Origin of the sequence: Umezawaea tangerina (assembly GCF_003002815.1) — a bacterium.
In the GTDB taxonomy this organism is placed as follows: Bacteria; Actinomycetota; Actinomycetes; order Mycobacteriales; family Pseudonocardiaceae; genus Umezawaea; species Umezawaea tangerina.
In genome coordinates this window covers 548,659-562,720 of the sequence record NZ_PVTF01000005.1, presented here as the reverse complement: position 1 = coordinate 562,720, position 14,062 = coordinate 548,659, and the positions used below count along the sequence as shown (strand labels likewise).

General features: G+C 59.3%; 8 protein-coding genes and 1 pseudogene. 4 read left to right on the top strand and 5 right to left on the bottom strand.

The window, feature by feature from the left end; translation table 11 throughout:
- Window positions 1-311: 311 nt before the first annotated feature.
- Window positions 312-1,241 carry a helix-turn-helix domain-containing protein gene (locus CLV43_RS19895; protein ID WP_245886724.1) on the top strand — a complete coding sequence of 310 codons (930 nt, stop codon included), beginning with the start codon at window positions 312-314 and terminating at the stop codon, window positions 1,239-1,241.
- A 674-nt stretch (window positions 1,242-1,915) separates the two neighbouring features.
- Here CLV43_RS19895 and CLV43_RS47130 read toward each other — a convergent pair.
- The 4 genes from CLV43_RS47130 to CLV43_RS19885 all read right to left on the bottom strand — a co-directional run bounded on the left by CLV43_RS47130 (window position 1,916) and on the right by CLV43_RS19885 (window position 9,409).
- Entirely contained in the window at window positions 1,916-5,656 is a 3,741-nt protein-coding gene (locus CLV43_RS47130; RefSeq protein WP_146174816.1) for a hypothetical protein, read from the bottom strand.
- Between the two features lie 222 nt (window positions 5,657-5,878).
- A complete protein-coding gene (locus CLV43_RS47125) occupies window positions 5,879-7,099 on the bottom strand; it encodes a hypothetical protein (protein WP_146174815.1) in 1,221 nt (406 codons plus the stop codon).
- A 560-nt stretch (window positions 7,100-7,659) separates the two neighbouring features.
- The gene (locus CLV43_RS19890) at window positions 7,660-9,033 is read right to left on the bottom strand and encodes a recombinase family protein (protein WP_106188692.1); all 1,374 of its coding nucleotides are present in this window, start codon (window positions 9,031-9,033) and stop codon (window positions 7,660-7,662) included.
- The gene (locus CLV43_RS19885; protein WP_106188691.1) at window positions 8,981-9,409 is read right to left on the bottom strand and encodes a hypothetical protein; all 429 of its coding nucleotides are present in this window, start codon (window positions 9,407-9,409) and stop codon (window positions 8,981-8,983) included. The genes CLV43_RS19890 and CLV43_RS19885 overlap by 53 nt, the downstream gene beginning before the upstream one ends.
- A 295-nt stretch (window positions 9,410-9,704) precedes the next feature.
- Here CLV43_RS19885 and CLV43_RS19880 point away from each other — a divergent pair.
- Window positions 9,705-10,166, top strand: a pseudogene (locus CLV43_RS19880) (transposase family protein); the annotation flags it as partial.
- A gap of 220 nt (window positions 10,167-10,386) precedes the next feature.
- A complete protein-coding gene (locus CLV43_RS19875) occupies window positions 10,387-10,680 on the top strand; it encodes a hypothetical protein (protein ID WP_146174814.1) in 294 nt (97 codons plus the stop codon).
- Between the two features lie 16 nt (window positions 10,681-10,696).
- Here the strand turns inward: CLV43_RS19875 and CLV43_RS19870 are convergent, their stop codons facing one another.
- Window positions 10,697-12,475 (bottom strand): Hsp70 family protein, encoded by a 1,779-nt coding sequence (locus CLV43_RS19870; protein ID WP_106188688.1) that lies wholly within the window; start codon window positions 12,473-12,475, stop codon window positions 10,697-10,699.
- A 295-nt stretch (window positions 12,476-12,770) separates the two neighbouring features.
- Between CLV43_RS19870 and CLV43_RS19865 the strand changes: the two genes are divergently transcribed.
- Window positions 12,771-13,952: an IniB N-terminal domain-containing protein gene (locus tag CLV43_RS19865; RefSeq protein ID WP_106188687.1), complete on the top strand. Its 1,182-nt coding sequence runs from the start codon at window positions 12,771-12,773 to the stop codon at window positions 13,950-13,952.
- Window positions 13,953-14,062 lie beyond the last annotated feature (110 nt).

Sequence of the window (14,062 nt, the reverse complement as noted above, 5' to 3'; positions counted from 1 at the left end):
GTTGTGACAGCTCTGATCGTTATTGCAAGCGTGTCTTGTGTGTTGATTTGGATTTGGGTAATTGGCGACATCCTTGACTGGTGGAAGCGCCTTGAGTTTCGGAGGCTGGTTAAGCGTCATCGATAGAGGGTTTCCCGCAGTGCTCACTTGCGACGATCGGATAGATTAGTGGTTAGCCCGGAAGATATTGCAAAAGAGTGGTTGTCGCGTTCCAATGAGGAGCGTGACGAGCTGCTCGATTTGCGCAGAAGGCGGCAGCTTGAAAATGTAGGCGAAGAAATTCCGCACTCGTCAGAGAAATCTGAGTCGTGATGGCACGAGAGCAAAGCGAGGTCAGTGCGAGTTACGGTAGTGGCCCTGCTGATGTCGCAGCTGTACGTACAAGCACTGCTCAGAGCCGTGAGATCGGAGCAGAGCTGCGAAGGGTTCGCCAGCGCGCAGGACTGAAAACTGTTCATGTTGCCGGAGAGTTGGGCTGGTCTGTAGCCAAGCTGAGTAAGTTGGAGAAGGGTTGGCGTGCTACAACTGACTGGGACATCGGCACGTTGCTGGGCAAGTGTGGTGCCGACAAGGTAGACCGCGACCGAATCATACATCTGGTGCACGAACAGCGCCTCGGATATTTCACGCGATCGCACCAGGTAGGGTTCCCGGATACACTGCTGTCGCTGGAAATTCATGAGCGCATAGCAACCAAAATTACCAGTTATGACCCAGTGTCTATTCCGGCGCTCGCGCAGGCTGAGGCATACGCGTTAGCGTTGCTGTCTACAGGTTCTGGCTCAAAAGAAGCAAACATCAAAATGGTGAAAAGCCGGGTCGATCGCTCTGCTCGTGTGTGTCGCGAGAATTTTCCATCTTCGGTATTTTATATTCATGAAAATGCGCTCGACCTCAAAGTTGGAAGCATTGACACCATGCACGACCAGATGATGTGGCTGACCTTCCTGAGTGACTGGTCGCAAGTGAGACTTCGGGTCATCCTGCGTAGTGCTGGGGGACATGCCGCGTTATTCCGTCCGGTGACACTGTTGACCTTCGAGGATGCGACCTCGCTGGCGTATACGGACGCTGACATGTCCACCACGTTCCTGGAAACCGATGACGCCATCGAGTTCTACCACCGGAAGCTGGATGTGTTGGACTCGATGGCCCTGGATGTGGATCAATCGCGTCAACTGCTCGAGGCACGCGCCGATGCCTATGAACGTTCCAGCGGCGAGGACGAGCCAGTTCGATGACTGCTCATGCGGAGAACGTCGCCTGCGACAAGTAAGTCCGTCGGATTGCGTCCCGTCCCTCCGCCAGGCTGTGCACCTGGCTTTGTCGAACTCGTCGTAGCCTGAGCAGGACACCTGCGCGCTCCCCGTCCCGCCTGTCCCGAGGTTCATAACCGCAGCTCAGCGCACCTTAGGTCTTTTGCTCACGCCTGTCCTGTCGCAGCTGCTCCTCGGGATAGCGGGACGGGTATGAGATGCGTCGTGGTGCAGGTTCCGCGGTGATAGTCGATGAGCTGATCGTTGATCACGTGATCCGGACTACGGCGTAGGACGTCGACCTAAAGCTCGGTGTTGACTTGGCGTACATGGGTGTCGTGGTTGATGTAGTGGCCGCACTGGTCGAACTGAAAATGGAGCAAAATAGGATAACTTGTCATTGAAGTTCGACGCCAAAAACCGTGTAGGGCAATCGAACGACAGAGCGAAATTTCAGCCTGCTCTCGATAGTTAACCTTGCTGTGGCTTTATGTCCCACATCTTGAAAATAATAAGTTTCTTTTTGGGACAACTTCACGCGGTCGGTCCAGCGGAAGTACTGCTTCGCTGGACCGACCGTGTCAGTGCTCACGAGGTATTAAAGGTTGACTGGAATCAAATCTGCGTGGAGTGACATCTAGTGCATAGAACTGTGACTCTTAATCGGGCAATCCGCGCCTTACTCTTTCTGCTTCGTCGTCTTGGCGACGGGCTTCGTCTTCGTACCACTCGACGAGGGAAGTCAAGATCTTTTTGGTTCGCGGCCATTCAGAAGCTTTGAGGGCATCTCGACGGTAACCAGCGGCAAGCTCCCACTCTTGCGTGCCTCCATGCGTCATGTCGCGCCAAGTCATACCTCGCAGGTTCACGATTCCGTTCTCAAGCCCGCGGTCGATATCCTTGGCACGGAGATCTTCTAGAAGATCGCGAATAGGTCGCGGCGGGAAAAGGCCTCCCTTGTCAGGCGGCGCGTAGGCCAGTGCGCGTCCGATCATCAGATCTCCTGTCACCGGTCGGCCGCTTTCTCGGAGATATTCTCTAGCTTTGTTTACCCACGAATTTAGAAGTTCGGTCTCTACGATGCCATCGACTCCTATTCCAGGGGACTGCTCCCATGAATTGAGCACCTCATAAGCGCGTTCGGCAAGGATTCGTCGCTGTTGTAATTCTGGAGAGTCTTCCTCATCGGTGGGCCTGTCTTCGCCAGTAGCCCTATAAACGCGGCTCACAAGTTCTGCAAAGAACGCCGGATCTTCTTGGAGTGCTTCATGGAGGATCGACACCTGCGGGTGGGAGCCAAGCGCCGGAAAAAGTTGCCATTCAATATAAGCTACTCTGCTTGTTCCCAGTGATTCTTTGTGCAGATTGAGCAGGCTCAAGATGCTTGTAATATCATGTGCGCTAAGACGCTCCATTTCAGGTTCGGAGATCTCCTGGGCTAGGAGCGCTTCACATGCTCTCGTTGCAATTTCCGCGACCTCTAATGAAGTGACTTTATTAGAGTAGAGAGCTATCATGTCGAGTGCGGCAGCAATGCGGCCGATATCAAGCAGATTTTCTGCGGCGTGTGCAACTTCTGAAAATTCTGCACCGAGGCCATGATAAACAAATCCAGCCCAATATTCCCTTTTTACATCCTCATCTAGTTCCGATAGTTTCTGCCAAGCCTTTCCGGGCTCACCTAGGACGTGAAGTATCTCTGCCTTGGCTGTAGCATCCTGAGCGTAGGAAAGTAGCTGGTCGTAGATGGTATCGTCTGCGCACCGCAGGCGAGCCCGCAGGTACCCGCGCGCGGCCTGCTGCCGGTTTTGTCCTTCGCGTAGCCATGAGATCATGACTTGGTCGAATTCACTATTCTGTTCCAGAAGGAAATATCCGACGAAATATGGGCGAGAGACATGGTCGGTCAGCTCTGCTATTGCTTCTACCCCACCAGATTCGATGACTGCCCTAACGGCGTCCGCTCGTCGAGTAGATAATTCCGTCTCATACGATGCAAAATCATCTCTTCTGCTCAAGTCGCCTAATTCGACCACGTCGCTGTCGAACAGCCATCGTGAACGCCAAACAGTCGAAGTGGGCGCCAGTGTTTGGCCCGCCTGTTCAAGGGATGTTAGCTCAGATTCGGGAAGCGCCCATTGTGTGTCGGCATATTCTCTGTGACGAGCGATTTTTTGGCGGATAGCGTCAGCGATCTGACCACGAACGGCGTCATTGGTCGCTTTTGAATTGAGTGCGACAAGCTTTTCTACAAACGATACTCGACGTTGCGGCGTTAATGCCTCAAACTTTGTCAACAAGGCCAGATGGCGATTGATGTCACTGCCAAGATCGTCGAGGATCATGTCGACGACATAATCTACTCCACTGACGATATCGGCGCGCGTGACAACAACCGACCTAGTCCAGTCCCTGAACTCAGGCTTAACTGTAGGTGACTGAATCTCGCGTCCAGTCGGTATTAGGGCAAGTAGAAGATGTCGACCCACTTCCGGCTGAACTCGCATTATTAGCCGCAAGCCAGTACGGCGTGCTGAATCTGATGCAGCTGTGCTGGGATGCCAACAGCTCATCATGTCTTGCAGCGTCGTGTTCGGTCGTGTTGACCATTGGCCTCCAGGGTCTATCGCCGCCAATTGAGCCAAAATTTCGATGACATCGAGAAAGTGATCCTCTGACCATGCGATTGTCTGCAATGCCCACAGGACATGGTTGTGTGTGGACGATGGAGTAAATCCGAACTCGCCTGGCTCGACATCTTGAAACATATATCGATGTAGCGGTTCGTCGCCTTCCAATCCACGTCGCAGTGCGTCAATGAATTCTTGAGGGGCGGCTTCCGCGAATAGAGGGAGAACATCGCCAAGAGATGACCAGTGTCGATAAGATGGGTCGTTGTTGGCTGACGCCAAAAATTCGGCAACTATGGCACGGCAGAAATTTTTGCCGGTGCCACCTTTTGGTAGGCGAATGTCCTCGCCCATTGCACCGAGCAGCGCCAGTGTTTGCGCCAGCCCTCTACGCAAGGTTACTGAAAAGCTCACCCTTTGTTCTGTGCCGAATACCTCCGAGATTGTCGTTCTCAGTAGGTTCAAGTCGTCATGAGTGATGTGAGTTTTTAGGAGAGTCCAAGAATCTTCTGGTGCAAGGATATGCCATTGTTCTCGAAATTGTCCCATGAAGGGGATATCCGAGGCAGCCGTTAGGCTTGTAACAAAATCTGGCACGGCGTCGTAGGCGAGACCTGCCATCTTGGTGACTATGGCACGGTCATTCGAGTTGGTACCTTCCCAACTGCCCAAGAGTAGAAGTCGACGCTGGGCTGAACTTGGACTATGTGCCCAACCCGGCGTGAGCTGCGCTTGATTGACCGCTAATACACGTCGGAGTGCTAGCAGGCTACGACGTGCAAGATGCCCCCAAACATACGCACGCTCATCTGGCACGCCAACCTTCACTAGTTGCTGAGTGACTGCTTCACTGTCGACGGGAGGGACATCTGGTGCACCGGTCTGACCTGGAAGGGCAGCCACTATCACCGTGTGCGGTGCCTTGACCGTGACAGTTGAGAGCCAGGACGCATCTGCTATAACCATCACCAGAGGCTGATTCTGTCGCATCAGCTGACTCATGCTATCTATTGATTCCACAAAAAGAGTCCGCGTCCGAAGCGATTTCGACTTCGTGTCCGTTGATGTTCGAACTGCAGCGGTGATAAACGCTCGTAACTCATCGAATCGTAAGCCTCCGCCAAGCGTGATCACCCGTCCAGGAAGCAAAGAGTCGATCAGTTCGGCGGAGGCACTATCTCGTCCGCTGAGAACAATCTCAGTAGTCAATGGAACACTAGTTGACGGCAACCAAAAGTTATCCCACCAATCATCTGCGGAAATTACTCCTGGCACCCTCTTTCCCAGTTGATCTGCTAGCCAGGTAGTTGTAGCCGGAGCTGACTCCAGCCAGGTATGTATGCTGTCGAGATTGTATGCCCGGACATCTTTCCATCGACCCTCTTGGCGGCGAGAGTTTTTCCATTCGCGCGCTTTTGTCCAAGGGCGAAGAATAGTTTGGATATAGGTAACCTCAGCACACGCTTCGCCGTTCGGTCCTTGGAGTCGTTTCCCGTAGTCGCTATCCGCTTTGGCCTTAGTGGCCTTTTCGACGGACAATTCCCATACGGAAATTCCTTCTGGAACAAAGGCGGTGCTACTGGAATTGACGACTACGCCATCAAAGCCTCCGGCGGAGGTTCCAGAACCGCCGGGCATATCAATCTCTGTTAGGTTGGGCGTAGTTTCGGTGATCAATTTACGGATCAAAATAGGTAAAACTGAGTCGAAAGAAACCGAATCGGCCGCAAGTTGCAGATCGTTTCGAGTAAATGGAGGCCAAGTGGTCATGGCGCATGATAGCGTGCTTGCTGAAGGACGGCATGTTTTGCACCCATCGCTGATTTCCGCGAAGGCATGGCAAGGTTGTGAAGGCGCACTCGGTTGATCAGGGACACGGTCATGATCATTGTGACGCTACTTCAGCGTCGGAGCATTGTCGTATAGTCGAATAGTCATTCTAAAGGTACTCATCTGCTCGCGGTTGAATCGGCTCACGGTTGAATCGACCTGTCAACGCTTGGGGATGAGGAAGGGTAGCAGTGCGAGTTGAATTTCTCGAGCTGAGTCATCTTTAGCATGGATGATGAAGTCGTGCCGTTCTTCGCTCATGATCTGTCCACGGCTCTTGTAGTTTGGATGTGTCTCCACCTGTGCCACGGCTTTCTGCATCACAGCAGAGATGTCGCCGTCGCGGATGAATAAGAGAAGTGCGGCCTTAGTATCACGCCAAACCAGGTAACCGAGCAATTGGTCGAGAGCGTTCGAGATAGTTTTTGGCCCTTTCCAAATCTTGCACTCGCCGATAAATATATTGGCGTCATCGGTCCGGATCAAGATGTCTGTTTTGCCTGCTCGATTGAATACCTCGCCTGCGGCCTGGCCTTTGAACTGGGCATTGAGAAATATCAGCAAGAAGTTTCTAATCTCTTCCTCGTCCCAGCCTGCTGCAACCGATGGTGTGCGCTCAAGCGCATTCCGCGCGTTTCGCAGAACGGCGAGAGCACTTTCGTAATCGTTGTCCGCGAGCGCGGGCTCGGGCTTGAATACGCTGCTTGATCTTGGTGAACTTTGCGTCCTTTCGGTTGCAAATGTGACGCGCTCAATCGGTACAGTGTATGAAGCGGCGTCGTCACGACGTTTGATGGGAAAGCCAATTTTTTCTTGAGCTTTTCGATCGTTCAACAGTTTTGTTCGTCGCTCGTCCACAAGTCTTGGAAGTTCGTGTTCAATGTTCCATTGATGTTGTCGAATATCATCTCTGGCCCATGTCAAGATAGTCTCGATTTCGTCGAGAGTCCGATCGAAATGCGATCTTATTTCTGCGCCATCAGATCGTTCGTCGTCATATTTTAAGAGGATTTGTTGCCCATTTGACGCGAGTTCGCCCTTTGGTGGTGATGTGCTGTACGTTTGAGCTTCCAAGCGGAAGACGTTGGCGTGACCAGTGAACGGGACGATAAGAGTGTAAGAAGTGACACGCCGACTGAATGTATCGCCGTGTCTGATGTACCGCCGGACTTCTTCAACGGGTTCCTCTAGGCTGACTCGATCACGAACCAGCACAGGACATTCTATCAATGCCTCCATCTTAAGCTGTTCGATGAGGTCGATGTCCGAGGTGCCGAGGACATAGTCCGGTGACCACGATAGGAGCCGCTCTCGAACTGCATGGGCGCGTTTGCGAAGGTACTCGCTAAGCTTGCCTGAATCGAACAGGTGGTCGGTGTGCATCAGTACATTATGCCTCAGGGAGCAGGCAGTTGCAGGAGGGCATGACAAGTAGTATTGCAAGATTGCTTTTAATTCGAGTTGATCGTGCAATTCGGGTGCTTGTTTGTTGTGTTTCTTGGCTTGCGCATGTGTGGTCTATGTGTAGATGGGTCGATGTCTGCAAGTCTGCCATGCGCGTCCTGGGCAAGGCGATCTTGCACCGCTTGTACTGGTTAGACACCTGCGGCCCTGAAGTTCCTGGCGTGGGGATGTTGGACTAGCTGAGTCAGCAGAGTGCTGTCTTGGCGTGGTCAGAGACCATCGCAGTGTCGATTTTAGGGACAACTGACCTACTTGTCCCGTGTCCTATTCGGCGTTCGGACTGGTGACAGCGTCAGGCTTAACGTAAGAGGCCCGTCCCGCGTGACCATCGGCGGGACGGGCCTGAAGCGTGATCGGGACAGGTGAGCCTACTCAGGTCCGGGGAGGGCTATGCGGGTGAGTAGTGCGCAAGTCCGGCCTCGGTCACGTTTTTACCCCACGGATCCGGATCGCAATTTTGCGGTCCGGATTTTCGTGTTTCAGGGCTGGCTTCCGATGGCGATACGGTCGGTGTAGCAGGTGACTGTCATCGCGTTGACGTGCAGGAACGTAGCAATCTCCGCAGGAGTCGGTCGATCCTCGTGATCGTCTCGGGCGAGGTGAACGCCGATCCTGGTGATCAGCAATTCCTCGCGAAGGTACAGCGGCAGGGGAGTATCCGGTGTCCGGGTCCGGCTGCTCGAATGACCATGACGACACCGGTATCCGGCATGCCCATGCACCCAGTGTGAGTCCATTCGACGATCGCAGACACCGCATCGCAGCAGTCCTGACAGGTGGTAAGTGCGGATGCTGCCGTCGCCGGTCGGCCGCGCTGAGCGCATGCCCTGGACCGCGACGAAGTCCTGCTCGCTGACCAGGGCAGCGTGGGTGCGCTGCTTGGACACGACCCAGTCCTGTCGGATGGTCCGCTGGTGAACGACTTTGCGCCGGTCGGTGGACGCGTCGTGGTCGGCGCTGTGGCGGTTCCACACCTGCCAGCCGGTGTAGCGCGGGTTCTCCAGGATTGTCGCCACCGACCGCACCGTCCACAACACCCCACTGCGATGGGCGTTGCGCGCGGGGGCGACGGTGGAGGGGCACGGCACGTTCTTCTCGTTGAGGGCCCGCGCAATTCCGGCCACGCTGCGACCGGACCGTCGCTCGGTGAACATCCATCGCACGTGGCGGGCGGTCTCGGGATCCTCGGCCAGGCGGCGCAGGCGTCGTCCCCATTTCGAGTCGGCCTGGTTCGGGTGCGGGCCCGCGTCGACGAGCTGGTATCCGTAGGGCGGTCGACCGCCGAGGTAGCGGCCTTGGTTCGCGACCTGGATGCGCATCGCCGCCAGTGCTCGGTGACGGGCTCGCAGGACCTCGCGATGTGATTGGGCGCCGAGCACGTTCATGAGGGCTTGGTGCATGAGACTGCCCGGATCGACCGGCCCGTTGGCCTCGGGTAACCAGATCTGGATGCCATGGCGGCGGAACAGCGGGGCCATGCGCTGGAACTGGTCGGCGGCAAAGGCCCGTTCGTACTCCCCGACCACGATTGCATCGAAGCCCCGGTCCGGATCCGCCAACGCGGCCAGGAGTTCCGCGGCATGGGGTCGGTGTCGCCAGGGGAGACGTCGGGAGCTGCCGACGTCGAAGTACGACGCCACGATCCGGCCGTGTCCGGCGACCAGGTGCTCGGCTGCTTCGCGTTGCCAGCCCTCGGATGTCGCCGGGTCCTGGTGCTCGACGGTGGAGGCACGGCCGTAGAAGGCGAACCGAAGTCCGTCCGGCGCACGGTGACTCGCACGTCTGCGCGTCTTGGGTGTGTCACGTCCGATCCAACTGCTGAACGCGTGGTCGTCGTACAGGGCCGTGGTCATGATGCTCACCTTCGCCGAGAGAGACCGTCACCGTCAGGACAACGGTGGTGATCGGCGATGACGTCAGTCCTGTCGCACCCCACCCATATGGTCCAGTCTCGACCGTCATCTGTTGCCACTGTGAAGCAAGGCGGATTCGCCATAGCAGCGACTGCGAGGAATGCTCGATCGGCAGCGTGAACACGGTGACCACGCTGAGGTAGGTCAGCCGAGACAGCTCGGCGACCATCCTGCCGTGTTTCGGCAACCACTCTTGGGATCCGGCAGGCGGCCTGGATCGGCAGCCTCTCCCGGCCATCGCCGCGCTCGCGGCGGACCAGACTTTTAGGGGCACCACCTCCTCGATCAGCTCGGAGGCACGCTGGTGGATCGCCAAGTCGGTCTCCAGTTCGGCGATCCGACGTCGGGCCGAGGCCAGTTCGGCCTTCTCTACCGAGGTCAGCCCCGGTTCCTGCCCGGCGTCGACGAGGGCCTGGCGGCGCCAGGTGTAGATGGTCTGGTCGCTGATCTGCAGGTCGTGCGTGGCCTAGGCGACGGTGCGGCCGGCTTTGAGCAGGTCGAGGACCTTGCTGCGGAACTCCGGGGGGTAACTCCTGGGCATGCTGACCTCTCCTGGGGGTGATCAGCATGAAGTCCAGTGACCCGACTCCGCAAAACCCAGGGCACATCAAGGTCCCCACCAAACTAGGGGCAGCTCAAAGACCATGGTCGTCACCGACGAGGTCGGCCGGATGCTGTTCTGCGGCTCCACCGCACCCGGCTCGACCGCGGACATCACCCAAGCCCGCCGAGCCGGACTGGTCACGCTCCTCAAGAACACTACTGGTCTGCGGATCCTGGCCGATGCCACCTACCAGGGGCTCGGAGCCCGAACAGCCGGGCAGGTGATCATCCCGTCCTACCGGAAGTTCCGTACGAACCCACCAGCGTGGTACGAGGAGATCTGTACACGCCAACGCAAGGCCCATTCCTCACGACGTATCCGCGTCGAGTACGACATCGTCCATCTGAAGAACTGGCGATCACCGTGTCGTCATCTCGGTCATCGTGAGACCTTCGCCGACACGGTCCGGGCAGTGGCGGGCCACCAGCACCATGACCGCATCGAGGCCGCACGACCAGAGCCACGGTAGTCACCGCGACGACTCGTGCGCCGACCACGCTCAACGGCCAACCATGCACGAGGTCGTTGGAGTCGTGCAGACTGCCAGTCTTCTACTTGGTGGTGGTAGCTGGTGGCGGGGCTGCTGCTGTGCACTCAGCGGATAGGAGTTGCCAACGGCACTGTGCCGCGCAAACCTGAGAAGTGCCAGGCATCCGACGCTGTCGAAGAGCTTGACCGTCAGGTTGTGCATGACCGGGGTGGAGACGAGGCAGGACTTCACCAGGGGCAGCGGGTGCCCGGGCGTGGTCCTGATCTACCTGGAGCCGATCGGCGAGTGCGTCCAGAGCGTGAACCGCGGGACCTTGACGAACTGCGCTACGTGGACACGGACCACTCCGGCGACGCGTTCACCGGTCATTTTCAGCGGCAGCTTCGTCCAGTCCTGGGAAGCTGTCGGTGACACCAAGGGCAACGAAGCCGGAACGAAGACCGGTGTCTCCGTCTTCACCCACGACATCACGGTGACCAGCGCGCCCTGCTGACAAAGGGGATCAGGACTCACGTCGTCGGTGGCGGGTCCTGTGTGGTGGGTGGTGGGTCCTCGGTCGTGGGTGGTGGGTTCTGTGTGGTGGGCGGTGGGTCCTCAGTCGTGGGCGGGGGATCCTGCGTGGTGGGCGGTGGGTCCTGAGTGGTCGGTGGCGGGTCTTGTGTGGTGGGTGGTGGGTTCTCGCTCTGCGGTGGTGGGTTTTGGGTCGTTGACGGCGGGGCCTGGGTCGTCGGCGGCGATTGCCGCAACGACGGTTTGGTATCCGTTGTCGGCGTGCTGGTCGAGCGGGGCGCTGCGGCTGAGGTGTCGGTGGTCGGCAGGCCCGCGTCGGGGGTGTTCGGTTCGGGCTTGGCCCTGCGGTTGGTCGCCTGCGTCGTCGGACTGGGCGGTGGGAGCTGTCCTACAGCAGGCGACTTCTGCTCGTCGACGGGTACCTGGGCGGGAGGCATCGGTGCCGGTTGCTCCGCGGCCACCTGGGTGGCCGGCGCCAGGTCTGAACTGGTCGACGCGACGTCGCTCACGGTGTGGATGCCCATGGCGACGATCCCGCTCACGGCGAGCCCCGCCGCTCCCACCAGGACCCGTGGCCTCAGTACACGCCGGCGCGCTGTGGACGGCGGTGACACCACCAACGGGATGTCCGCGATTTCCGGTCGTGCTGGTGGACTGCTCGGCTCGTCGGGAGGCTGTTGGGCGGGGGCCACGCGTTGCACGACGGGGACGACAGCCCTGGCGGCACCCCGCGCGACGGTGCTCTTCGGGTCGCTGTCCACAGCGACGGCGCGACCGAGCTGCTGCGACAGCAGCTGGCTGACCAGAGGTATCCGCGACGACCCGCCGACCAGGAGCACGGCGTCGAGTTCGGACTCCGCCACGCCCGCCGAACGGATGGTGGCGCGCAGCAGCTCGACGGTCTCGTCCAGCGCGGGCCGGATCATCGCCTCGAACTCGCCGCGCACCATTCGCGCCTGGGTGTGCCCGCTGGGCAGCAGGACCGGAATGGTGACCTCGGTGTCCGTGGAGAGAGCTTCCTTGGCCTCGGTGCACTCACGGCGAAGTCGTGCGGCCGCGGACATCGCCACCGGGTCGTCCGGGGCCAGGTCGTCGAGTCCTTTGGCGACGGTCGCGCGCAGGTGTTCGAAGACGGCCTCGTCGAAGTCGACGCCGCCGAGCCGGTCGACGCCGGTGGGCTCGCCGAGCAGTTCGAACCGGGTGTCGTCGACCTTGCGGACCACTGCCGCGTCGAACGTGCCGCCGCCCAAGTCGTACACGGCGATGACGCTGCCCGGCTCGACCCGCTCGGCGCTGCTGTAGTCGAACGCCGCCGCCTCCGGTTCGCTGAGCAGTCTCGCGTCACCGAGTCCGACCTCGGACAGCGCGTCGACCAGCAGGCTCTTCTTGTGCTCGCCCCACCCGGCCGGGTGGGTGATGGCGACCTGCTCGGGCGCACTGCCTTCGCGCTCGATCGCCCGGTCGACCACCCAGCGAGCCAGCCGGGCGGCCAGTTCGTGGGCGGTGTGCGGCTCGCCCGCGAGCAGCAGCGGAGTCCTGTCGCCGATGCGGCGCTTGAACTCCCTCGCCACGCCGTCCGGAGCGGCGAGCGCGCGGCGCTCGGCCGCGTCACCGAACAGCACCGCCGCGTTCAGGCCGAAGAACAACACCGAGCTCACCGCGGCGGCCCTCGAGCCGAGCGGCAGCACCTCCACCTTCCCCCAATCGCCTGCCTCCCGGCGGCAGATCGCGGCTGCTGTGAACGTCGTTCCGAGGTCGACACCCAGCACGTAGGACATCCGCTCGTCCCTCCATTCGGACGTACGACAGTGACGTACGGTCACCTGGAGCGCGCTACCGCGCCCAGTCGTTCCGGCAAGTGTTCCGGCTCGTCCATATGGAGTATCGCAGTCACTCGCACCATCATTAGCCCAGGTGAACCCCCAACTTTTTGAAGCGGTCGCGGTCCGGATCCCCTAACCGGGCACTCAAATCCCCCATTGATCGGCTTGGAGAACCAGGGGGACACACCGATGGCACGCCGGGATTTGCTACGTAGCGTGATGTCATCTTCCCCGAGGAAAGGTGCGACCGATGCCCAACATGAGCCTTCTGCAGTTCATCCTCCAGCTGCTCGGCGACGACAGTGCCCGTGCCGAGTTCACCGCGAGCCCCCACCAGGTGTTGCGGGAGAACGGTTTCGACGGCCTGTGCGCCGACGACGTGCGAGACGCGCGGCCGTTGATCGTGGACAACGTGCAGGCGGCGCACAGCAGCTCCTTCGACCGCGAGCTCAACGGTGGGGGCAACACCACCCAGGTGCACCACACGCCTCCGCCGCCTTCGGACGGCGGTGGTGGTCACGGTGGTGGTGGCGACAGCGGTGGTGGTCACGGTGGTGGTGGCGACAGCGGTGGTGGTCACGGTGGTGGTGGCGACGGCGGGATGGACGGAGCCATCCAGGAGATCAACTACATCACCCAGAACTACTCGTGGAGCGACAGCCACAACACGGTTCTGGACAACTCCGTGAACCAGAACATCTGGGCGGACGGCGACGTGGTGCAGTGGTTCGACAACGACCCGGTGGTCGCCTCGGGTGATGGCGCGGTCGCCGCAGGCGACGACATCGACGGCACGGTGACCACCGGCGACGGCAACGTCGTGGGCGACGGCAACGACGTGAACCACGTGGGTTCGGTCTCCGCGGCCACCGGCAGCGCCGTGTCGATCGGTGGAGGGGCGGCGTCGGGCGAGTACGAGGCCAACGACTACTCGACCGATGTGGCGGCCTACGGCTCCGGCAACGTCGCGGTCGCCAGCAACGGCAGCGACACCACCCAGAACGACTCCCATGATTGGCGGTACGAGGACTCGCACGACACCGACAACAGCGTCGATGTCGACGACTCGTTCAACACCGAGACCGAGACGAACACGGACAACAGCGTCGAGATCGACGACTCGTTCAACACCGAGACCGACACCGACAACAGCATCGATGTCGACGACTCGTTCAACACGGACAACAGCATCGACGTCGACGACTCGTTCAACACCGACAACAGCCTCGACGTCGATGTCGACGACTCCTTCAACACCGAGACCGACACGGACATCGACAACAGCGTCGAGGTCGAGGACTCGTTCAACTTCGAGCCGGAGACGAACATCGACAACAGCGTGGAGGTCGAGGACTCGTTCAACACCGAGACCGACATCTTGTCCAACAACGATGTCGACCTCGACGTCGAGCTCCCCATCGTCCTCGTCTGAACCACCGGTTCGAGTGGCGGGATGTCCCCGGATGTCCTTCCCTTGGCCACAGCGGTCGCACCGCGTCGCCCCGAACGCCTCGGGGTGACGCGGTCGCCGCGTGTCCCGTC